Source organism: Pantoea sp. X-Soil-TKNS-1211, from assembly GCF_059730495.1.
Genome location: NZ_AP035957.1, coordinates 84,697 through 106,804, shown reverse-complemented (window position 1 = coordinate 106,804; position 22,108 = coordinate 84,697). Strand labels below are relative to the sequence as shown.

The 22,108-nt window shown below is 52.6% G+C and carries 21 protein-coding genes; 14 read left to right on the top strand and 7 right to left on the bottom strand.

Annotated features, from left to right (window positions below; genetic code table 11):
• The first annotated feature begins 231 nt into the window (after positions 1-231).
• The 7 genes from AC6I8W_RS27130 to AC6I8W_RS27100 all read left to right on the top strand — a co-directional run bounded on the left by AC6I8W_RS27130 (position 232) and on the right by AC6I8W_RS27100 (position 10,264).
• Positions 232-3,036 (top strand): AAA domain-containing protein, encoded by a 2,805-nt coding sequence (locus tag AC6I8W_RS27130; protein ID WP_497839650.1) that lies wholly within the window; start codon positions 232-234, stop codon positions 3,034-3,036.
• Positions 3,033-4,439, top strand: a complete 1,407-nt coding sequence (locus AC6I8W_RS27125; RefSeq protein ID WP_497839649.1) for a hypothetical protein — start codon at positions 3,033-3,035, stop codon at positions 4,437-4,439. Before AC6I8W_RS27130 ends, AC6I8W_RS27125 begins: the two co-directional genes overlap by 4 nt.
• Before the next feature lie 2 nt (positions 4,440-4,441).
• Positions 4,442-6,010, top strand: a complete 1,569-nt coding sequence (locus tag AC6I8W_RS27120; RefSeq protein WP_497839648.1) for a phospholipase D-like domain-containing protein — start codon at positions 4,442-4,444, stop codon at positions 6,008-6,010.
• Positions 6,007-7,725: a sigma 54-interacting transcriptional regulator gene (locus tag AC6I8W_RS27115; RefSeq protein ID WP_497839647.1), complete on the top strand. Its 1,719-nt coding sequence runs from the start codon at positions 6,007-6,009 to the stop codon at positions 7,723-7,725. Before AC6I8W_RS27120 ends, AC6I8W_RS27115 begins: the two co-directional genes overlap by 4 nt.
• Positions 7,726-8,070: 345 nt before the next feature.
• Positions 8,071-8,754, top strand: coding sequence for a helix-turn-helix transcriptional regulator (locus AC6I8W_RS27110; RefSeq protein ID WP_497839646.1), 684 nt, complete (start codon positions 8,071-8,073; stop codon positions 8,752-8,754).
• A 4-nt stretch (positions 8,755-8,758) separates the two neighbouring features.
• Positions 8,759-9,406 carry a PAS domain-containing protein gene (locus AC6I8W_RS27105; protein ID WP_497839645.1) on the top strand — a complete coding sequence of 216 codons (648 nt, stop codon included), beginning with the start codon at positions 8,759-8,761 and terminating at the stop codon, positions 9,404-9,406.
• Between the two features lie 597 nt (positions 9,407-10,003).
• Positions 10,004-10,264: a helix-turn-helix transcriptional regulator gene (locus tag AC6I8W_RS27100; protein WP_497839707.1), complete on the top strand. Its 261-nt coding sequence runs from the start codon at positions 10,004-10,006 to the stop codon at positions 10,262-10,264.
• On the opposite strand, the gene AC6I8W_RS27095 is transcribed toward AC6I8W_RS27100, so the two are convergent.
• Entirely contained in the window at positions 10,158-10,382 is a 225-nt protein-coding gene (locus AC6I8W_RS27095) for a hypothetical protein (RefSeq protein ID WP_497839724.1), read from the bottom strand. The two genes, AC6I8W_RS27100 and AC6I8W_RS27095, sit on opposite strands and share 107 nt — an antisense overlap.
• Positions 10,383-10,426: 44 nt before the next feature.
• On the opposite strand from AC6I8W_RS27095, the gene AC6I8W_RS27090 reads away from it, so the two are divergent.
• Both AC6I8W_RS27090 and AC6I8W_RS27085 read left to right on the top strand, forming a co-directional pair.
• Entirely contained in the window at positions 10,427-10,642 is a 216-nt protein-coding gene (locus tag AC6I8W_RS27090) for a YdgH/BhsA/McbA-like domain containing protein (protein WP_497839644.1), read from the top strand.
• A gap of 381 nt (positions 10,643-11,023) precedes the next feature.
• Complete coding sequence (locus AC6I8W_RS27085) at positions 11,024-12,187, top strand: AAA family ATPase (RefSeq protein ID WP_497839643.1); 1,164 nt, start codon at positions 11,024-11,026, stop codon at positions 12,185-12,187.
• 7 nt (positions 12,188-12,194) lie between these two features.
• On the opposite strand, the gene AC6I8W_RS27080 is transcribed toward AC6I8W_RS27085, so the two are convergent.
• Positions 12,195-12,530, bottom strand: a complete 336-nt coding sequence (locus AC6I8W_RS27080) for a hypothetical protein (protein ID WP_497839642.1) — start codon at positions 12,528-12,530, stop codon at positions 12,195-12,197.
• A gap of 93 nt (positions 12,531-12,623) precedes the next feature.
• Between AC6I8W_RS27080 and AC6I8W_RS27075 the strand changes: the two genes are divergently transcribed.
• Together AC6I8W_RS27075 and AC6I8W_RS27070 are read left to right on the top strand one after the other, a co-directional pair.
• A complete protein-coding gene (locus tag AC6I8W_RS27075) occupies positions 12,624-12,890 on the top strand; it encodes a DksA/TraR family C4-type zinc finger protein (protein WP_497839641.1) in 267 nt (88 codons plus the stop codon).
• A gap of 106 nt (positions 12,891-12,996) precedes the next feature.
• Positions 12,997-13,452: an SDR family NAD(P)-dependent oxidoreductase gene (locus AC6I8W_RS27070; protein WP_497839640.1), complete on the top strand. Its 456-nt coding sequence runs from the start codon at positions 12,997-12,999 to the stop codon at positions 13,450-13,452.
• On the opposite strand, the gene sgrR is transcribed toward AC6I8W_RS27070, so the two are convergent.
• Positions 13,347-15,053 (bottom strand): HTH-type transcriptional regulator SgrR, encoded by a 1,707-nt coding sequence (gene sgrR / locus AC6I8W_RS27065; protein WP_497839639.1) that lies wholly within the window; start codon positions 15,051-15,053, stop codon positions 13,347-13,349. The two genes, AC6I8W_RS27070 and sgrR, sit on opposite strands and share 106 nt — an antisense overlap.
• Before the next feature lie 96 nt (positions 15,054-15,149).
• On the opposite strand from sgrR, the gene AC6I8W_RS27060 reads away from it, so the two are divergent.
• The gene (locus tag AC6I8W_RS27060) at positions 15,150-15,971 is read left to right on the top strand and encodes a shikimate 5-dehydrogenase (RefSeq protein ID WP_497839638.1); all 822 of its coding nucleotides are present in this window, start codon (positions 15,150-15,152) and stop codon (positions 15,969-15,971) included.
• On the opposite strand, the gene AC6I8W_RS27055 is transcribed toward AC6I8W_RS27060, so the two are convergent.
• The 4 genes from AC6I8W_RS27055 to AC6I8W_RS27040 are packed head-to-tail and all read right to left on the bottom strand — an operon-like array spanning position 15,968 to position 19,315.
• Positions 15,968-16,270, bottom strand: a complete 303-nt coding sequence (locus AC6I8W_RS27055) for a PTS lactose/cellobiose transporter subunit IIA (protein WP_497839706.1) — start codon at positions 16,268-16,270, stop codon at positions 15,968-15,970. The genes AC6I8W_RS27060 and AC6I8W_RS27055 overlap by 4 nt on opposite strands.
• On the bottom strand, positions 16,270-17,661 hold the full coding sequence (locus AC6I8W_RS27050; protein ID WP_497839637.1) for a glycoside hydrolase family 1 protein: 1,392 nt from the start codon (positions 17,659-17,661) through the stop codon (positions 16,270-16,272). The genes AC6I8W_RS27055 and AC6I8W_RS27050 overlap by 1 nt, the downstream gene beginning before the upstream one ends.
• Positions 17,642-18,988 carry a PTS sugar transporter subunit IIC gene (locus tag AC6I8W_RS27045; RefSeq protein ID WP_497839636.1) on the bottom strand — a complete coding sequence of 449 codons (1,347 nt, stop codon included), beginning with the start codon at positions 18,986-18,988 and terminating at the stop codon, positions 17,642-17,644. Before AC6I8W_RS27045 ends, AC6I8W_RS27050 begins: the two co-directional genes overlap by 20 nt.
• A 12-nt stretch (positions 18,989-19,000) precedes the next feature.
• Complete coding sequence (locus AC6I8W_RS27040; protein ID WP_497839635.1) at positions 19,001-19,315, bottom strand: PTS sugar transporter subunit IIB; 315 nt, start codon at positions 19,313-19,315, stop codon at positions 19,001-19,003.
• A 335-nt stretch (positions 19,316-19,650) separates the two neighbouring features.
• Here AC6I8W_RS27040 and AC6I8W_RS27035 point away from each other — a divergent pair, with 335 nt between their 5' ends.
• Entirely contained in the window at positions 19,651-20,592 is a 942-nt protein-coding gene (locus AC6I8W_RS27035) for a LacI family DNA-binding transcriptional regulator (protein ID WP_497839634.1), read from the top strand.
• Between the two features lie 25 nt (positions 20,593-20,617).
• Positions 20,618-22,012: a M24 family metallopeptidase gene (locus AC6I8W_RS27030; RefSeq protein ID WP_497839633.1), complete on the top strand. Its 1,395-nt coding sequence runs from the start codon at positions 20,618-20,620 to the stop codon at positions 22,010-22,012.
• Positions 22,013-22,108 lie beyond the last annotated feature (96 nt).

Below are 22,108 nucleotides of genomic sequence, written 5' to 3'. Positions count from 1 at the left end.
AGTTATAAAAATACACTGTCAGGCTACATCAGAAGATGAGCGAAATTTTGCCGATATTAGGAAATTTTCTGCTCATTGAATAATTCAGCTAAAAATTGCCCGTAATTGGCCGATAACATCTGAAGGAGAGAAAGTTGATTTTGTAACTCGATGATTTTAAATAATTAAATTTCTGGATCGTTAATTGCTATCTGTAAGGCTCTTAATGAACTGAATAAAGAAGATCCTTGTATGCTCATTCAACGTATTGCTCGTCTGGCAGAACGCCTGGACATCCCCCTTCCACGCATTGCAGGCCAGACACGTCTTGGCCTGGCGGGAACCCTAAAAGTCGATATCGCGATTCCCCTTACCTTTTCACCCAAAGTGCCAGAACTCATCAGGAAGATAGACCCGACACTGGACTTTGTTACGGCAGTAGATGACTTTAACCAACGTGATGTCTGGACCTGGTTTCAGACCAAGGGCATCGACGGGAAATTTAAGGCACCGGCTTTTCACGAACCCGCTAATCACATTCTGATGCAGGCAAGTGAAGGCAAGTTGCAGGAGAATGATTTTTGCCTGGTACTGGCGACCACACGAATTGCGTTTGCCTGTAGTCCGGCTCGCGATGGCCAGAGCCTGCGCGTTTTCACGGCATTTCGTATCAAGCCCCCCTCAATCGCACTTCTGCTGGTCGCCAGTTTCGCGCACGGTAACCAATTTGGTTTCGATCTCTCGGCCTTCTGCCAGATGGTGGCCGCACAGACACGCTTACGTGCCTGTATTGATCCACGTGATGCGGAACGCGAATCTGAAACGCACCGCACCTTTATTAGTAATGTGCGCCGTTATCTGGAAGCGCTACGCAACTATGCCGAATCCTCAACGCCGCGCGCGCGGTACGAGCTGGTAGATCAAACCCCAGTCCGGTTACGCCCCCTTGATTCCGACGTGTGGCCACGCAGCTTTACCCGTCCGGGAACCCGGCTGCAACTATCGTCCAGCAGCGGCAGAATGCTGACTCTGACATTCGACGACATTAGCGATGACGGAGAAGTTCTATCAACCACCTTTATGGACCAACGCGCAGAAGTGCCAGAGAAAGGCGAATTGCGCCTTAAACCGGGTGACGACGCCTTTAAGCGCATGCGTGAAGCGCTCGATGCCATCGCGATGGGCAAAGATGCATCCTATGAACATCTGCTTGAAGCACTCACACAACCTGAAGGACTGCAAAAAATCGCACCTCCCGGTTCGTCTTCAGACAATCATGAAGAAGTACGCCAGTTGCAAGCCAGTGAACTTGCCCTGAACACGCCGGATATCGCCCTCATCCAGGGGCCACCGGGTACCGGCAAGACCACGGTCATTTGCAGGATTATCCAGGCACTGGCACAGGCCGGTAAGCGGGTATTGCTGGTCGCCCCCACACACGTTGCGCTGGACAATGTGTTGGAAAGAGTGGGCCGCACCCCCGGTGTGACGGCGATCCGTTTGGGATCGGCTGAAAATGTCGAGGCACAGGCTCAGCCATTCCTGCTGCATCACCGCAGCCGTGATCTATCTCACCAGCTTTCGCACAACCTCCTCCAGGCGGCCAGAGAAGGACGTGAGCAGGACCCCGTCACCCAGATTCAGCAAAAATGGGCCGAACGAATCCAGAATGATGACGAAGTCGGCGCGATGCTGCTGCTCAATGCCAACCTCCTTTGTGCGACGCCGATTGGCATTGCTATGGCACGTGAATTCCGTGATGTTGAGGCAGTTTTCGATGTCATGATTATGGATGAGGCCAGTAAGGCGACGATTACCGATTTCCTCGTCCCCGCAGCACGCGCCCGCAAATGGATTCTGGTCGGCGACCATTACCAACTTCCACCCTATGTCGATTTAGGTGAGCTGGAAGCGGTGGTGTCGGAACGTGCCAGGCGAGCCAGTTTCGACCTGGATGACCCTGCATGGATACGCGAGGTCAGCAGCCAGTTACGCCAGCATTTTGATATCCGTATGCACCCGGATCCTGAGCGTCAGGTGCGTGCCTGGCGTCAACTGGTTAAGGTACTTTGCCAACCCTTCAACATCGATGACGCAGCACGTGAAGAGTTCGTGTTGTTGGGGGCTGAACCTGAAAAATGGCGAGTTGCATCGAAAGGTCCTGCAACCAGCCATGATGACGTGAATGCCAAAAAGTCGGCGCTGCGCCTCGGGGCTGAATTGCTTGAATTGCAGAGGCTGGCGTTGCCAAGCGTGTTTGAACATTTGTCCAATTTGCCGTCCAGCCGGGTGGTTAAGCTCAACTATCAGCACCGTATGGCGCCGGAGCTGGCCGCGTTTTCCAGCCAATTAGTCTATGGCAATGATTACCCGTCAGCAGGCAGCACCCGTAAGCTGGGGCTGGATATTCCCGGCCTGCAGGCACCCTCTATCTGGCTGGATACGGCGTATCAGCCCGCCAAACGGCGTTACGAATTGCCGCGCGATCAGCACTGGCGCGGCGGTAACTATACCAATCCGCTCGAAATCGATGTTGCCATAGAACTGGTGGAGACCTGTGCCAACTGGGCAGTCCATAGCTGGCATGGTGACCCACGCAAAAAAGGAAACAGTTCCGATGCACCGTTCGAGATCGGCGTCGTCTGTTTCTACCTTGAGCAAGCACGTCAGTTACGTGAGGCAATTTTTCGCCGCCTGAAGGTCAGTGCGGGTAATGATCCATGGCGGCGACAATGGGCCATTCCCGCCGCAAACAATGCCGCTATAGATATTCATGTCAGCATCGTTGACCGATTCCAGGGGCGGGAGAAGGATCTGGTGATCCTGTGCACCACGCGTAGCAATCCCAAAGGCTATCGGGGTCACGTCGATAACCTTAACCGTCTGAATGTTGCTGTCACGCGCGCGCGCCACAAGCGTATCGTCATCGGCGATTCGACCACCCTGGCTGGCCAGGAAGGCGGCCGTCCGCGCGATCCCGGCGATCTCCTGGTCTCCCTGTATGAGGGCAGTGAGCAGAAGAAAAAATGGGGTCATGCCCTGGGAGGTGAGCAATGAGCGCCTTTAATTTTCATGCGATTGCCGTCGCCCTGAGTCGCGCCGGATCTCCCGGCCACCCGACCGCGATACTGGCTCAGGAGCTGCCGCTGTATGAAGTTGAATTCGCGGCGCTGGAATTCACAGAAGAAAGCAGACTCCGTGCGGCAGACTGGGCCGTATTAGCACTGGCGCAGTCTCTTGGGGAGGTATCACCACGCCTGGTCGATGAATATCTTGGGCTGGGAGAGGTGGTATCTGAAGCGATAGTCAGACGTTTGCTGGGTGATAATTTATTGCAGCAGCATGCTATCCCTCCAGTGAAAAACGTGGGCGGTATGCAGGAATTCCTCCGGCAATTTATGGCTTCCCGCTCCCTTTTTGGTCATGGGACAACGGCAACCCAGCAGCCAGAAAAACAGCAGACGCAGGCACGTAAATTACACAACTCACCTGCCCCAACCACCCCGCTCTGCCAGTTAAGCCATACCGGAGGGGAAGCCTTGCGGCGTGGTACGATGCTGCAGCAGCGCACACGCAAGGCACGGTTGTTGTTCCTGGCTGAGCCTCTGTTGTTCATCAACGTCGAAGATGAGAAGCAGCAACGCAATACGGCATTTAAACGTCAACGCCCTTTGCCGCCGGAAGACGTACCGAAGTCGTTACGCTCGCTCGACAATATTTTATCTTTACCCGCCACGCAGCGTCTGGAAGCCTGCGGTATCGCGGCAAGCCTGCCTGGCATCAGTGGTCAACTGCAACAGATTGCGCCAGGTTCACAGTGGGAAGTGCGGAAAGCTACCCATCGTGCAGGAGGTAAGCTACAACCTCTGGCAGTGAAACTGGTACTTGCGGCCTTCCCTTCAAGCACCGAACTTTACTGGCGCAGCTTTCTGCAACAAGGAACACGGCTGCAGGACTGTCCACAACTTGACGCCAGTAAACTGATCGAGGCTGATTTTGTGCATCCTGGACGCCTGCTGACCGCCATCAATAGTCATCTGCCACTGCCGGGCAGTACCCGATTGCGTAACGACGGTGCCTATGAACTGGCATGTGAAGCTCAGATGTTAATCAACCTGAGCGGTAAAAGTGACCGACCGGCAGATGGCTGGATGCAGGCGATGCACGAGCATTGGCACGCAGGTTTGCGCATTCACCCTACCCCATTGGATAACCATGCGGCACATCAGGCTTTCTTCGCTTTCCTCCAGCGCAGTGATGCGGCACTACGCAAAGACTTCGACGCAACCTGTGCAGCCATGAGCGACCATCTGGCCGGATACTGGAGCTGGCAGCAAAACCTGCCATCAGCAGACGAGGCCGCCATTCACTTATGGTCTCAGCCAGAGCTGCGTGCGGCGTTGTGCATGCGCCGGCTGCAACGTGATCTCGTCACCCCTTATGCTGAGCAGGAGAATTAAACATGGTTGATAACGTGCAATATCCCGATCACGCGAAAACCAGCGATGCCACCATTTACCTGGGTCAGCAACGGATGAAGGGTGTTCTGTTTATGCCCGACAAGTCACCGGGGGCTGGCAGCGGTTATCAGGTTCAGGACACTGGCCGTGGCGACATCGTACATCGGGCCACCGACGATCTCAGTAAAACGGCGCACATCCGTGCTGAGCTTATCGCCCAGATTCAGGCAGCCAGACATAAAGTGATGTTCTGTAGCTTCCTGTTTGCTGACGACGAGATCGTGCAGGCACTTTGCGAGGCCGCTGAGCGCCTGCACGGCGGCGTATATATTTTGACGGCACTGGGCAAGCATTTGCGTGCGGAAGTGCTGGAACTGGACGACGAAATAGATACGCAGACGGCCAGACTGCAGGAACGCGCCAAAAGACATGAAGAACACTTGCGACGGCTGGCCCAAGCCGGGACCTGGTTGCGCAGCGCCGAGGACTGCCACGCCAAGTTCTGCGTGACCGATGACACCTGTGCCATCATCACCTCGGCTAACTCAACCAAAGAAGCCTACGAAATCAATCCGGAAGACGGCCTTACCCTGCATCAACCGTTGGTAGCACGTGAATTTGGTCGCCTGTTCGCCCATATCTGGCAACACCTGACCTCCCTCGAATCTCTGCCCGGTGTAAGGCTCGATGTCCACTCACTACCGCCCCTGAAGAATGTGCCATGGCGTCCTCTGGTCGCTGCCAACAACAGCCGCCCGGCGGCAACGCTCCGGAAGAGTGAAACCTCGCTGCTGGATTGCGCCGTTGACGTCATCGATCGGGCCAGCAACCACCTGACGATTGCAACTTACAGTTTCATGGGCATGGAAGATCACCCGATAGGCGCCGCCTTGCAGCGGGCCGTTGAACGCGGCGTCATCATTAACTTATTAGTGCAGCCAAGAAATCACATTGAAGCCCAACGTCTCTGCCTGAACTGGTTGTACAGACTCGCGCCCAAACAAGTGCACCTTTATGGGCACAGACGCACGCATACCAAATCCATCGTTGCCGACAACCAATGCGTGTTGCTTTGGACCGGTAATCTGGATGCCAGACATGGCTGGTATGACGGCATTGAAGTGGGTGTGGTGGTTGAAGATAGCGGCGTAGCGGCCGCGGTAAGCCGCTGGACCACTAACGTCATGCAGCGTCGGACCCACACCCCCCTGATTTCACCCTCCGTGCGCCAACTGGTCGATGCCGGATTCCCTATCGCTTTACCCGGTGAGTGGGAGCTGAGGCTGCCAGCAAAAACGCGTACTGAGCCGTTGATCCACTCTCTCCGACATCATCCTGTTGAACTGATGGAAATATCCGGACAGCAGCTACTGCGCAGTGCCGACGGGTTGGTTTTACATATTAACGTGGACGACGCCAGGCGGCGCATTGACGTGGTGCGTTTGCAACAACACCTCAGCAATGGCAATGCGCGTAATAGGGGCTGGCTGGCTGAAAGTATGCTGAAGCTACATTTGGCCGATGCCCCGGTACAACAATCAACAGGCAATAAAAAAGGACCGCGTTCATGAATCCTGAAAAAATCAGCGTATCGTGGGTTTCCTTCAATAACGATCCCTACCGCCGTGAGAGGGATGGCGGCTACATTCGCCACGAGGGGGAACGCGAAGCTGGCCCCACGCTTGAGTTCCTTCTTAACCCGAAATCGCCTGTTGCCGGTCAGATAAAAAAGCATTACATGCTGGTACGCCGAACGGAGACAGCTGAAGCGGGAGGCCGTCGGGTTCATAGCGCCGAAGTCGACGTCGCCAGTGAACTTGAGAGTGAGATAAAAAGACAAAACGGTCCTGATGTCGAGATGGTTTACTGGGACACGGATGCCTCACCGACAGATCATAAAGAACTGTTTCGTTTCACGGCACGCGCGTTGGCACAAATTCGGCGTAACCATGCTAAAGCACAAATTATCGTCAATCTAAGCCCAGGCACACCTGCCGCGCAAACCGTGATGCTGTTAGCGCTTCAGGCGAGGATCGTCGGTGATAATGTCCTTGCTTATCAGGGGATCCCCAAAGATAAGCGAAAAACCGAAGAGGTGATGCAGGAGGTTAACTGGAACCTCCTCGCCGAAATCGCGAAAAGCGATGATCACGACATTGCTGATGAAGAGTGGACTATCGCCCAGGCTCGCTCGGAAAAATTGCGCAAAGTTGCCGAGTTGGTACAGCGCTACGGCAGCGTACCGTTTCCGGTACTGATTATTGGTAACCGCGGGACCGGCAAAACACACATTGCGAACAGCCTGCGCCAGAAATATCTCGACTGGAAGGTGAAAGCGAAAACAGACTGGCAGTACAAGATCAACTGTGCCGAGTTTCAGGGCGATCCGACCATCTTTCGCAGCACCCTGTTCGGTTATGTCAAAGGCTCTCACAGCACGGCCCTGAAAGATTCTATTGGCCTGTTGGAACAAGCGGCAGGCGACTGTGTCTTTCTGGACGAAATCCACTGGATGGACCCCCAGGCTCAGGGCGCATTGCTGCTGGCACTGCAACGTAACGGAAGTTTCCGCAAGATTGGCGGTGGAGAGAGCATCAAAGCTAACTTCCGCCTGATTGCTGCCACCAACCGATCACGCAGCGAATTAAAAGAAGCACTGGCGGCAGATTTTCTCGATCGCATCTCAGAGCTGATCATTGAGCTACCTGACTTACGCGAGTGCCGCGAGGATTTGGAGAATATCTGGAAATCAGTGGTGCGACGGGCCTGTGAAGAATTGGCGGAGCACGAGCCGGAACGCGCCGTCAAGCACGATCGCCACGCATCACTCGCCGGTGACTACAGGGAGCAATTTCGTCCGCATCAGCATCATATTGTTCAGGCACTAAAGTCTATGCGCCTCGACGGCAATTACCGTGATCTGGAAAGACTGGCAAGACGCTTGCTGGTGGGTGGCCTGCAAAGTGGACGCCTGCTTTCGGTCAGTCGCGACCTCGTCAATGCAGAGCTTGCTACCCTGAGAAGTGAAGAATCGGGTGACAGTCACTCTCACACGGGTTCGCCTGAGTCATTGCAGGATGAGTTGCCCACCATTGCGCGTTGTTCCATCTACCTGCGCGAAATGCAGGACAAAGGCAACGTTGTATATGCTTCGGAGCTGCTAGCTGAATGGGAACGCAGACTGTTCATCGCAGCACAAAAAGTGACGAATAGTGGTACCAAAGCGGCTGAGCTACTGAGGATGAATCCCCGAACGTTTAATGCCAGGATGAAGGAAATCCGGTAAGGATGGCGTTATCGGTCATTGCAAAACCTACGTCCCCTGAACGTATTGATAATATTGCCAGGGGATTACTTAACCAATAATGGTTACTTCGTGGGTGTATGCTCTCCTTTATTGACAATGGATAACATGAATAATTATTACATTTAAAAAAAAGCCCATTCCCGGGTCAGATATGGGCGAAGATCACTTCCTTTATTTTATATTTTTACTAGTATTTCCCTGGTGATGCATTTGCCGACTGAAAGTATGCTGTTTTAATTCAGATATGAAAGGTTGACTTCAGGCAGGGTCAAATTTATGTAGGGTTATTTTTATGTAGTATTAGTCAATGGAGAGACAGGCTTTATGAAGACATTATCATTACCTCAGAATTTGATTCAGATGTTTGAGAATGACACGGTGGTAGGTTGGGCCATCAAAGACAGAAGTTCAAAGTTTGTCTATGTCAACAAAGCATTTAAGATCTGGCAAACAATCTCCACTTCTTATGATTATGAGGGTCTGAAGATTCATGATGTACCCGTACCTGTCGCTGAATTCGCAGATATATTCGAGCAACAGGAAAGATTTGTAGAGAGTACAGGAACGGTTTTAAGAGCAATAACGACGCATATACAGGGTCGGGAAAAAATAATGCAACCTGTTTATAATATACAGGAACCACTTTATAACGAAAATGGCTTGTGTATAGGCACCGTAATCAGCGTCAGACATGTGAATATTCTCACCCCCACTTCATTGTTGAATGGAAAGTTGAATCAACATGCCACTTTTCAGACCCCATCCGAACTTTTTACCGAAAAAGAGTGGGAGGTGATGTATTTATTGCTGTGTAATCTCAGCCTGAAAGAGATAAGTAATGTGCTTGGCATTTCCGTTGATGCCGTCAATGGGAGACTGCGAAGCTCGTTCAGAAAAACCGGTGTAAATTCGTCAGTAGCCTTAGTCGATTTTTGTAGAACCAACAGATTTGATAATTATATACCCCAGTTTTTTCTTAAAAAAGGCCACATCGTTATAACTGGTTGAGAAAATGGAATTTTACTTTAAAAACTCATTGCTGGGATGGGCTGTGAAAGACAGTTCATCCCGATACGTCTATGCAAATGACAGAGCCTGCAAGTACTTCAACCTTCCTCCAGAGAGAATCAATGGCTGTTCAGACAGGGACCTGATAAATGATATTGATAGCGTTTATGAAAGCATCATACTTGACGATCAGAAAATCACCCACACAGGTAGAATGAGTATTGTCGTAAAAATATTTAATTATGGTAATAATGGTGAACTGAAAGCGTACAGAGTCGAAAAACGCCGCTGGTGTTTCAAGGATGGCTCTCCCGGAATCATTTGTAGTTATATTGAGCTAGCGAACGTTTACTTCTCGACTTTTATTACACACTCCAGTCGGAGATCGTTGGTGTTCGCTAAGCCGTCAGATTTTTTTACAGACCGTGAGTGGGAGGTTATCCTGTTATTATTCTGCTCGGTTAAACAGCATATAATGTCAGACATTCTTGGCATTAGCACCTTTACGTTGAGAAACCGGATAATACGTTGCTGTCAAAAAGCGGGCGTTCTGAATACTTCAAGCTTACTGCAATACTGCTATTGCCAGGGCTGGGATAATTATATCCCACCTTATTTTTTAAATAAGAGATACCTGGTCATTGATCAATGATTTCTGAAATGCATGAGGACAACCGGCGCAGCTTCTATCCCAGTGCGCCAGCGTCGTAGATGTCTTTTCAATCACGTAATATGGAGGGTATGATTCCCTGGAAAATCGATTAACGCCATGGAATGGAGTCGCACCCGCAGATGCCCGTCAATAGGAATCCCCCCGCAGTGGCAACCTGCTACGCCGTAAGCAGGCGCAGGAGCGGATATCTCCCGGACCGCTGGTTGAATACCTGAAAAACCTCGCCTTTATAAGAAATGTGATTATCAGCTGTGTGTATCCAGGGATGATGGTCGTTAGCATCGTGCAGAACCAATAACCAGGATTAAAACGACCTGAACAAAACCGGCTAATCATCAACCCGCCAGCCTGACTCTGGGCCTTTTGGTTAGTTTCAGCATAAAAGTAATCGATTACTTTTATGCTGAAAGGCATTATCATTTCGCTGACGCACTAAAAACGGGAAAACAGATTTTGCCTCACAGAGAACAAATAATTGAAGATCTGACGCACTGGATTGACTTGAATCTGCATGCCGTGCACAGCATTGACGACGTTGCTGCGCGTTCAGGCTACTCCAGATGGCATATCCAGCATATGTTCAAGCAGGTAAATCGGATCTCTATCCTGGCTTACGTCCGCTTGCGTCGTCTTGAAAGGGCAGCCAAAGATCTGACAGAAGGCCAGGAAAGTATTGCTGCGATCGCCTTACGGCACGGTTTTGGATCGCAGCAAGCGTTCAGCAGAGCTTTTATAAAATGGCAGAATATGAAGCCATCCACCTTTCGCTCCTGCGCGAAATTATCCCAGGAACATCATTGGCCTGCCGCAACCCCAACAAAGGATTCTGCCCTTTAGCTTGCGGAGCGGTGGCGTGTTCATTGTTTACGCCTATCACCGTGATAGTTAGCATGATCACAATACCAGCACTTATTGTTAACATGGCAATAATAACAATGGTTATCATTTGTTTCATCGGAAGCACATCGCTTCCCACCAAACAAACCAAGGAATAAGACCATGAAAACTATCAAAGCATTATCAATCGCTGCCGTTGCTGCTCTTTCACTGATGTCTGCCGCAAGCTTTGCGCAGAGCGTATCCGTCACCGCCTCCACTCTGGACGGTGCAGAAGCTAAAATCGCCGCGCAGGCACAACAGCAAGGCGCACAGTACAAAATTACCGAAGCAAATACCAATAACCGTGTTCATATGACGGCTGAACTCTACAAATAACAGAAAATCACCAAACGTTGTGCCCACAATGGTCGCCCTTCGGGGCGACTTTTTTTTTCTGTTGAAAATCGAACAATCACTCGAGGTGATGTGGAATCAAATCCTTATTGTTTACGGGAATTTCAAATTGAAATGTTGGTTCGAATCCGAAATTTATCATCATGTTAGGTTTATTCATCGCCGGGAATTTTCCGTCATTTGTTGCTACTTCATCCGCTAAGCAATGAGGTTCTGGATTGAAGCAGGTGATATCTGCTTAAACAGAAACAAAACTGCCCAATAACTCACCAAAATACTCTCGACAATGGCTACCCAGAGGTTAATCTGCTGTTTTGCCGTTGCTGCTTCAGCCCCAGGCCAGTCAAGGGAGAGATCACGCCTATGTTAACCTGTTTCTCAATCGCGAATTATCGCTCTATCTGCGATCTCACCCTACCGTTAGGACGCTTGAATGTGATAACGGGAGAAAATGGCAGCGGAAAATCGAATCTCTACAAGGCGTTGCGTCTGCTTGCCGAGACGGCACAAGAAGGCGTGATTAACTCCCTGGCGGAAGAAGGTGGATTGACATCAACCTATTGGGCGGGGCCGGAAAGCCTGTCACGCGCCATGAAGCGTGGAGATGTACCGATTGAAGGGGGGCCACGTCATAATGTCGTGCGGCTGAAGCTGGGTTTTGCCAGTGACCATTTCGGCTATGCCATCACATTGGGTCTGCCAACACCAAGTTCATCAGCCTTTGCCTTCGATCCTGAGATTAAGAGGGAGGTGATTTTTAATGGTCCGTACTACCGCCCTGCTTCCTCGTTAGTTGAGCGAAAAGGCAACATGCTTAAAGTTCGCGCGGACCGACAATGGCAAGTCGCCGCACAGCATGTGCCGGTCTATGGCAGCATGTTTGACCAACTGGCCGACCCCACCACCGCCCCTGAAGTCTTCCAGGTCCGCGAAATGATCCGTAACTGGCGCTTCTACGACCATTTCCGTACCGATAAAGACGCGCCAGCTCGCCAGTCACAACTGCTGACGCGAACTCCGGTGCTGCACCATGACGGGAGAGACCTGGCATCGGCATTGCAGACCATTATGGAAACCGGCGATCGCCACGCCCTTGCCCATGCAATTAACGACGCATTTCCCGGAAGTCGGCTGGAAGTCATCCATCATAGCGAGGGACGCAGCGCGATCGCCTTTTACCAAAAGGGGCTGCTGCGCCCCCTTTCTGCCGCCGAATTGTCCGACGGCACCTTGCGATTTATTCTCTGGGTGGCCGCATTGCTAACGCCTCGCCCACCGGAGCTTATGGTACTAAACGAGCCGGAAACCAGCCTACACCCGGACCTGCTGCCCGCACTGGCACGATTGATCCTTCAGGCATCCCAACATACGCAACTTTGGGTGATATCGCACGCGAACCGGCTGGTTAATGCGCTGATGCGCGACCCTGAATGTCACATTATTCAGTTGGAAAAAGAGTTAGGGCAAACGAAGATCCAAGGGCAGGACATCCTGGACGTACCCGCCTGGCGCTGGCCTGATGAGTGATGGCCGTTCAGGTAAACGTCATGGCCCAGGTGATCACCCCGGCGACCACCGTGGTGAAGGTTAGTGCGACCAGAAATAGAATATCCACCATTTTTTCCAGCCGGTGATTACGACGCTGATTGCGGGTGCGGAGCGCCATGTAGGACATAATGGTGGTCGCCAGATAAAGAATGGCGTTGATGGCGAGCAGATCATCACCCAGCGTGTTTTCACGCCTTAAGGTTGTCACAACCTGAAAAATACCGATGACCGTGAGGCAAACGCCGACCATCGCGGACGAAGCCATGAAAATATGCACACAAATATCTTCGTCCAACCTGTTATTGATTTTTGGTTTGATCATCACGGTCACCTTAAAAATAGCAACGTACGATTTCTCAAATATTGACGTTTAACTTTACTCTTTAAAGGTTAACTGAGACAGAGGAGATAGCATATGGCTAGCGGTTGGTCTGGTGATGGTGCGGTACAGGATCAGATTGACGCCACCGTGGATGATGCAGTCGCCAGGGCGCGGAGTCACCTCGGCCAGGGGGAAAGTGCCCACTATTGCGATGAATGTGGCGAGCCGATCCCTGAAGCGCGACGACTGGCATTGCCCGGTGTCCGTTATTGCGTCAAATGCCAGAGCGAGAGAGATAAACGCGAGGCGAGCCATAGCGGTTACAACCGTCGTGGCAGCAAGGACAGTCAGCTGCGCTAACCCGCCCCATATGAACAGCGTGGATGTGGATATTAGCTATTCATATAACTGACGATCTCCGGTTATGTCAGGATGATTGGCCCATATTTACGCACAGGAATTCACCATGAGCCATTCTCCTAATTTGCCGGTCGCCATTGTCACCGGCGGCACCAGCGGCATCGGTTTAGCCATTGTCCATAACCTTGCACGTGACCATCATGTCTACGCCTTAGGACGTAATAACGCGGCACTGGATGAATTACGTTCACTGCAAAACGTCGAAGCAGTGAAAATTGATTTACTGGATTTTAACGCGCAGCAGCGTTTTATTGACTCACTGCCCGCTATCAACGTGCTGGTGCATTCTGCGGCCATCTCCGAACAAGCTCGTGTGGATAATGCCAGCCCGGAATTATGGCAAAAACAGTTTTCAATCAATGTGTTTGCACCAGCGGAGCTCAGGCTGCCCACCAATCACGCGTCCAACGGCTCAATCCAGGTTGAACTAAAGTCGAACCAGCCCAGATTATTAAAATGCATCCCCTGCGCCTGCACTGGTCCTTGCAAACGCATCCAGTGATGAAACAACGGCTGTAACCATCCTTCCCTGATGATGTTTTCCGTCAGTTGCTGTGCAGAAAACTCTCCTGCACGCCATTGCTGCTGCCAGTGGGTAAATAAGTCTTCGTCGCCGCCAGAAATCGAGGTTTTTAATAAGGGCATGCCGGTTAGCCAGGCACCGACATTCCACGCTTCCGGCAAAGTAAAATTCACCGTGCCTAACCACAAATCAGCCTCACCTTCTCCGGCAGCCCAGGTTTCATAAGACATTTCTATTGCCTCAACCGCAACGCCGCTGGCTGCCAGAATCTGCTGGCATGCACTTATCAACATCGGAAATTCGTAATGTTGGTGATGGTACGCCAGCCGCAAACGTTGCACATCGGGCTGGCATATCTCCCCTTCGTCAATATGATGTGACCAGTCAGATAGCAGGCTCCCTGCCGGTAGCCACAACTGACGAACGGCTTCCGGCATTTGCTGCCTGATGGCTTCCGGCGTTAATTGCGCGCGTATCCAGCGGCGATGGGCAATGTTTTGCCACAGCGGGGAACGGCTGTCGCATAACAAAAAATAGCCGCCTCGCTCCAGCACCGGGTCATCCGCAGAGGCGGAAAATTGTTGCCCCTGTGCGGCAACATACGCGATATCGCTCATCCCGGAACTTAGCAACGCGGCAGGTCGGTCGGAGGGGGCCGGTCCCAGACAGGTGATAATATCAATTTCATCCAACAGGCTTCTGAAACCGAAGTAGCGATCAAACGCCGTCAGGCGCAAGTGCCATTCATTGTTTTCTACGATCTGGTAAGGACCGGAACCCACAGGATGCGACGCAAAATGCGACCGCTGTTGATGGTCGGCGGGCAGGATCAAGGCGGCAGCATCGGCCAGCAGCTGTGGCAGTAATTCATCCGCGTGGCTCAGCGTGATCACGACACTTAGATCACCCTGCGCCTGGATGCTTATAAGATGAGAAAAAAGCGGTGATTGTGCGCTGCGGGTAAGAGAAGCCACCACATCGCGGCCGGTTAACGCCGTACCATCATGAAATAGCACCCCAGGACGCAGATAGAAGCGCCAGTGCAACGCATCGAGCCTGCGCCAGCGATGCGCGACATCCTGCTCCACTTCCCCGCTCTGTTCATCAATGCGCGTCAGACCGCTGAATATCTGCCGGATAAGATGAATTTCAGTGCGCCGCAATGGCGTTCCGGGGTAAAGATTTTGCAACGTTCGATAATAAGGCACACGTAGTGACTGGCGCTCATCATGCACGCTATAGCCCAGCCGCCCACGCAAGAGCGCGGCCAGATGATGTTTCTCATCGCCTAACAACTTAAGGACGCAGTGCATATCATTCAGATCTAACAGGCGTTCTGCCTTTGCCAGCATCAGTTCCTGTTGCGAATAGCGCAGCACCAGTTTTGCCAGATGCCCGCGACCGGGGCGGGCATGCCACTCCAGCCAGCCTGCGGATTGCATCTGGATGATCAAGGTGCGCATATGGCGTTTGCTGCAATACAACGCGTCGGCAAGCGTTTGTAATGTGGTCAATGCCTCACGCTGCGGGAACAGGGTCAATAGTTTTTGATAATGCTGCTCAAGGCGTTGCGTAGCCATAAAAGATGAACTCTATGTCGCAAAAGACATCAATTTTTCATTTCCTCTTTTTAACGCACTATTTTCCCACAGGCAATCTAACCAACGAGAACCACCATGAGCCGAATGATCAATAAAGACACCCGCATATGTATGTCGCTGGCAGCACGGCCAACCAACTTTGGCACCCGCTTCCATAATTACCTCTACGAGGCGCTGGAACTCGATTATCTGTATAAAGCTTTCACCACTCAGGATCTGACGGCGGCGATTGGCGGAATAAAAGCGTTGGGGATTCGCGGTTGTGGGGTATCGATGCCGTTTAAGCGGACGTGCATTCCATTGATTGACGAACTGGATCCGTCTGCTGAGGTTATTCATTCCGTGAACACCATCGTCAATAGCGAGGGTTATCTGAAAGGCTACAACACCGACTATATCGCCATCGAACAATTGCTACAGAAATACGCGCTGGCACCGCAACTCACCTTTGCCCTGCAAGGCAGCGGCGGCATGGCGAGCGCCGTCGCCTGTGCACTAAAAAATCACGGATTTCACCACGGCTACATCATTGCCAGAGATGAGGAGAGCGGCAAGGCATTGGCGGCGACAAATGGCTATCAACATCGCTACACCATGGAAGGGATAACGGCGGATGTGTTGATCAATGCCACGCCGCTGGGCATGGCTGGCGGCCCGGATGCGGAAACGCTGGCATTCTCACCCGCAACGATTGAGGCGGCCCAGGTGGTGTTTGATGTGGTGGCGTTGCCGGAGCAAACGCCGCTGATCCGCTCTGCCCGTGAGCAGCATAAAACGGTGATCAGCGGCGCAGAGGTGTTTGCCATCCAGGCGGTTGAGCAATTCCGTCTGTATACCGGCGTGCAGCCTTCAGATGAACTCTTCCGTAAGGCTGCCGCCTGGGCCAGGCAAGTTTAACGTTGATACAGGTGTACGATCTCCGCCGACAACTCACGTGCCAGCAATGATGTCATCAGGTGATCTTGTGCGTGCACCATAATCAACGTCATCGGCTGGCGACCTTCCCCGGCGTCCTGCTCAATCAGGCGAGTTTGCATTTTATGTGCCTGCCGGGAGAAGGTGTCGGACTGTTGCAACAATTGTTGCGCCTGATCGAGATGCCCTTCCCTCGCTGCCTGCAACGCCTCAAAGCACAAACTGCGCGCCTGACCGGAGTTAACAATAATCTCCATCACCGCCTCTTCTAAATCGATCATCATCGCTCCCCGTCAAAACCGTTATTTGCCGCAGTGGCAGCAAACCATTCGCCACTCTTTTTCACTGTCCGTGTCTGGCTGGTGAGATCGAGCTGAACAAAACCGTAGCGATTTTTGTAGCCGTTGCACCAGGACCAGTTATCAATGAAAGTCCACATATGGTAGCCGAGGCAGTTGCTGCCTTCGGTGATCCCCTTATGCAGCCACTTCAGGTGATCGGAGATAAAATCGATCCGGTATTGGTCGTTAATCTGCCCGTTTTCAGCAAAACGCTGCTCGTTTTCCACGCCCATCCCGTTCTCGGAAATAAAACAGCGTGGATTACCGTAATTCACCCGCAGATTAGTGAGAATGTCATAAATGCCGGGCGGGTAGATTTCCCAGCCACGATACGGATTCATGGTGCGCCCCGGCATTTCATAATGGTCAAAGAACCACTCAGGCATAAATGGCGCAGCCGGATTGACGGCATTTTCACGGCATTTGACGCGACGGGGTTGATAGTAATTGATGCCCAGCAGATCAACTTTACCTGCCGCGATCAGGGCGCTGTCCCCCGGCTGGCACGCAGGCAATTGATCGTATTGTTGCAGCAACGCCACCAGGTCTGCCGGATATTCCCCCAGTAGCACCGGATCAAGGAAGCTGCGATTAAACAGCAGATCCGCATGGTGCGCGGCGGTAAGGTCGGCAGGATGTTGTGAACGCGGGTATGACGGCGTCAGGTTAAGAATCACGCCGATCTCACCGCGATAGCCCCCGGTGCGATACGCACTTACCGCCGCAGCATGTGCCAGTACGGTGTGATATGCCACCGTCGCCGCCCGTCGGAAGTCGACCACGTTGGGATAGTGAAAATCATAGAGATACCCGCCCTCCACCGGCACAATCGGCTCGTTGAAGGTGAACCAATGCAACACCCGATCGCCAAACAGGTCAAAGCACACCTGCGCATAACGACCGAAGGCCGTCACTACTTCACGGCTCTCCCAGCCGCCTTTCTCCTGCATCGCCAGCGGCATATCGAAATGAAACAGAGTGAGGAATGGCGTGATGCCCTGCGCCAGTAACTCATCAATCACCCGGTTGTAAAAAGCCACCGCGTCAGGATTCACCTCACCAGTGCCATCCGGTATTAATCGCGACCAACTGATCGAGGTACGAAAACTGTTGTGGTTTAGCTGTTTAAGTAACGCGATATCCTGTTGCCAATGCTGGTAAAAGGTCGAGGTGTGCTGAGGCCCCACCTGCTGATGAAAACGCCACGGCTGCTGTGCAAACCAATGGTCCCAGGTAGTGGCACTTTTTCCGCCCGTGCGGCTGGCACCTTCGGTTTGCAGGGCCGAACTGGCGCTGCCCCACCAAAAATTCTCAGGAAACTGATACTTCATTACGTTTCTCTCCGGATTGAGTTTTTGCCGACTGCTCCTGCGCTTTTTGTTCTTCGGTTTTCATCAGAGAACGCTCATAGGCACGCAGGAAAGGCAGGTACATCAGGGCTGACATCACCATGCAAATCAGACACATCACCACCGGACTGATCGCCCAGTTAGCGGCCCAGGAGGCACCAATCGGGGCCGGTGTGGTCCAGGGCGTGAGCGACACCACCTGGGCCAGCCAACCCATTTTGGTAGCGGTCCATGCAAGGATGGCGTTAACCATCGGCACGCAGACAAACGGGATAAACATCATCGGATTCATAATGATCGGCGCACCGAACATAATCGGTTCATTGATGTTGAAGAAACTCGGTACGATGCCCATCTTGCCAATGGTACGCAGATGGGTGGCACGGCTGCGCAACAGCAGGAAAGCCAGTGGTAAGGTGGAACCCACACCGCCAATCAACAGGTAGTGATCCCAAAACCCCTGCAGATAGATATGCGGCAACGCGGTGCCTGCCGCCAGCGCCGCCTGGTTGGCCGAGAGGTTGGCCATCCAGAACGGGTTCATAATCCCGGTGACGATCAACGCACCATGAATACCGGCAAACCAGAACAACTGGCAAAGCAGCACCGACAGCAAGATCGCGGGTAGTGAATCAGACGCGGACACCAGCGGCTCAAGCAGGTGCATAATCGCTTCGGGGATAATCATCCCGGTCTGCGCCTGGACAAATAGATTCAGCGGATGCAGGGTGCCAATGATCACCACTACCGGGATCAGGATTTCAAAGGAACGCGCCACGCCGGTGGGCACTTCTTTGGGCAAACGGATGGTGATGTTGTTTTGCTTCAGCCAGGCATAAACACGCGTCGAATAAATTGCGGTGATCAACGCGGTAAAAATCCCCTGACCCGAAAGATAGGCTGTGGAGATGGTCCCGTTGGAGTAAGGCGCGGCCACCAGCAGGAACGCCATAAAGGCCAGCAATCCCGACATCACCGGATCGAGCGAGAACTGCCGTCCGAGGCTTGCGCCAATCCCCACCGAGATAAAAAAGGTCATGACGCCCATGCTGAGGTAAAACGGCAGCATCAGCTGTTCACGATAGGTCGCGGAGAAATCCAGCCAGGCACGGGCAAAGCCGTTGGTGGTGGTGGCCGAGAACGGCGGAAAGATAAATACCAGCATGAAAGAACCGATAATCATAAACGGCAGCGCAGCGGTAAAGCCGTCGCGGATCGCTATGATGTATTTCTGTTGCCCGAGACGTCCGGCCAGTGGCGTGATCGCTTTTTCGATCACGCCAATCATCGACTGATATAACGAACTCATACCTTCACCTTTTTAGTGAGCCGCCTCAATAAGCGCAAGAGCGTAATCCAGCACCTTGTCACCGCGCTGCATACCGTAGTCCATCATTTCGATCGGCTGGACGGGGATTCCGGCGCTTGCCGCTTTGTCCGCCAGCGTTTTCAGCATGTATTTCACCTGCGGACCCAGTAACACGACCTGATAACGCGCAAACTGCTCGTCAAATTCGGTCACGCCATACGCATCAATCTCGACAGCCAGGCCTCGTTCCTGCGCCACTTCTTTCATCTTGCGTACCAGCATGCTGGTAGACATCCCCGCCGAACAACACAACATAATCCTGATCATCGCCATCCATCCTTCAAAGATATGCCTCAATGTGGTTACGATTGGATATCATACGGAAACCGGTTTCCATGAAAGGTTAAGGGAAGTGTGACCTGCATCAATTTCTGATAAATCGGCGGTTTTTTTATTAGAATTGCATCACAAAACCTCATAATTTCAACCGCAGCGGCGCGATTTATCGCGCGATATTTAACTATGCCAAAAAGACGCGCGATAAATCGCGCCGCTACGGAGGATGGTGAATTTGAGCGAAAATGGAAATCCGGTTTCCAAGCATAAGGGAAGTCGCTATACTTCTGTTGGCTAAAGTTTACTCAGGGTTTCCGGGGAGAAAGATGTCTACGATCAACGATGTATCGCGCTTAGCCGGGGTGTCAAAAGCCACGGTTTCTCGGGTGTTGAGTGGTTCGCGCGGGGTAAAGGAAGCCAGCCGTCAGGCAGTGCTGAAAGCGGTTGAAGAACTCAAATATCGACCTAACGTTATTGCTCAGTCACTCTTCAGCCAGTCAACCGGTTGTATTGGCGTCATCTGCGCCCAGGAAAACATCAACCAAACCACGGGCTACCTGTATGCACTGGAAAAACAACTCAGCCAGCACCAGAAACATCTCCTGTTGCGCTTCGCCAACAACAAAGCCGATGTGTTACATGCGCTCGATGAACTGAGCTGTGGGTTGTGCGATGACGTGCTGATCATTGGCGCACGCTTCCCACTCGATATCCTGGATGATAATGTGATCCTTGTCGATTGTGCCGAAACTGACTGGCCCAACAGCATCCAGTTTGACCACGCTTTTGCCGCTGAGACTGCCTGTAACTATCTGATCAGCCAAGGTAAGCGTCAGATTGCGTTGATCTACCCTGAGGTCGGCAGCGCCGGCGAGCAGGTACTTGGCGGTTATAAACTCGCGCTGGAAAATAACCTTCTGCCCTATAATCGTAATCTGGTGTTTATGGATGCGCCCTCATCATCGGTCGCCCTACAGGTGCTACTCAACAATGCCAGCACCTTGAATTTTAATGCGTTGTTGACGGCCAACGATCAGGAAGCACAACAGGTCATCACCCAGTTACAGGCCTTTAATAAATCCGTGCCGGGTGACATCATGGTGTTCAGCCTGGCGGGTTCGGTGCATTTACCTGGTGTTCCCACCATCCCGGCAATTGAGTATTCACTGGATGCGATGGCCGCCAGAATTGTTGGCTGGCTGACCAGAAAGACGCAAGACATGTTGGGTTGTTATACGCTGCGCGGAAACTTGATCATTCCACGCTGAAACCACAGGTTTGAGGAGACGGATCATGACGCAGCAGCAACATTACAGGCTCACCAGCATACCGGCCCCAGCGACATTTCAGGATGCGACTTCCGTGGTTATCCCGGATGCTGTGATGCACCAGCGTCTGGCGAACCTGCTGGAGCGGATGAATACACGAGGACTGGATTATCTGGTCATCTACGCCGATAAAGAACATGGCGGCAACTTTGAGTATCTAGCCGGTTTTATCCCACGTTTTGAGGAAGCGCTGTTGGTAGTTAGCGCGGACGGCCTCCTCAACTACATCATGGGCAATGAAAATCTCAAGCTGGTGCCCTTTGCCCGCAACCCCGGCAACTGCCTGCACGCCCCGGTATTCTCCCTGCCGAATCAACCAATGGACGGCGACCAACCGCTACACAAGCTGCTGGAAAGCTGTGGTATTGGCACAACGAGTCGCAGCGGGATCGTCGGCTGGAAATTGTTCGCCGATCTCGCAATGTTTGATGTCCCGGCATTTGTCGCGGACGCCGTGTTTCAGGCCTCCGGTGGCAAACAGCATGTCAGCAACGCGACCGGGTTGTTTATCTCCCCACATGACGGGGTGCGCATCCGTAACAGCGCGGCGGAAGTGGCGTTCTATGAATACGGTGCCAATCTGGCGTCGGGCAGCCTGCTCGGCGCGCTGAATGCTGTTGAAATCGGCCAAAGCGAAAAAACCATTGGGCAACGGCTGGCGGCGGCGGGACAGCCTAATACCGTGATCAGCATCGCCGCCACCGGCGATCGTTTCTCCCATGCCACCCTTTATCCCCGCGACAAACTGATTGCGCTGGGCGACCGGTTTTCCCTGACGGTCGGCTACAAAGGGGGACTGAGCAGCAGGGCAGCGTATATTGCCGCCTCTGCCAGCGATCTCCCCGTGGAGGTAGCGGATTATCTCACGCGTGTGGCGGAGCCTTACTACCACACGGTCGTCACCTGGCTGGAAAGTCTCAAATGCGGCATCACCGGCGGCGAACTCTATCAGACAGTGGAAAACGTGTTGCCGAAGGAGACCTGGCACTGGCATCTGAATCCGGGCCATCTGGTTGCCGATGAAGAGTGGCTCTGTTCACCTGTCAGTGCAGGATCCACCGCGGTACTGGGCAGTGGCATGTTATTGCAGATCGATATCATCCCCTCGGTGCCGGGCTACGGTGGATGTAGCATCGAAGATACGGTGGCGCTGGCCGATGTGCAGCTGCAACAGGAGATTGCCGCGAGTTACCCGGAAGTCTGGCAGCGGATGCAGGTGCGGCGACGCTATGTCGAACAGGTGCTGCATATCAGGCTGCATCAGGATGTGTTGTTGTTGTCGAATACGGTGGGCTATCTGCGCCCGTATCTGCTGGATAAGGATCTGGCGCTGGTGAAGATGGTGAACCCAAATCGCTGACAAACCAGGAACAACATTGGAGAAACGATTTTCCTATTACCTGTATCTCCTTTGCAGCGGCAAACTTCACCCCCCGCCAGCCTTTCACCACTGTAA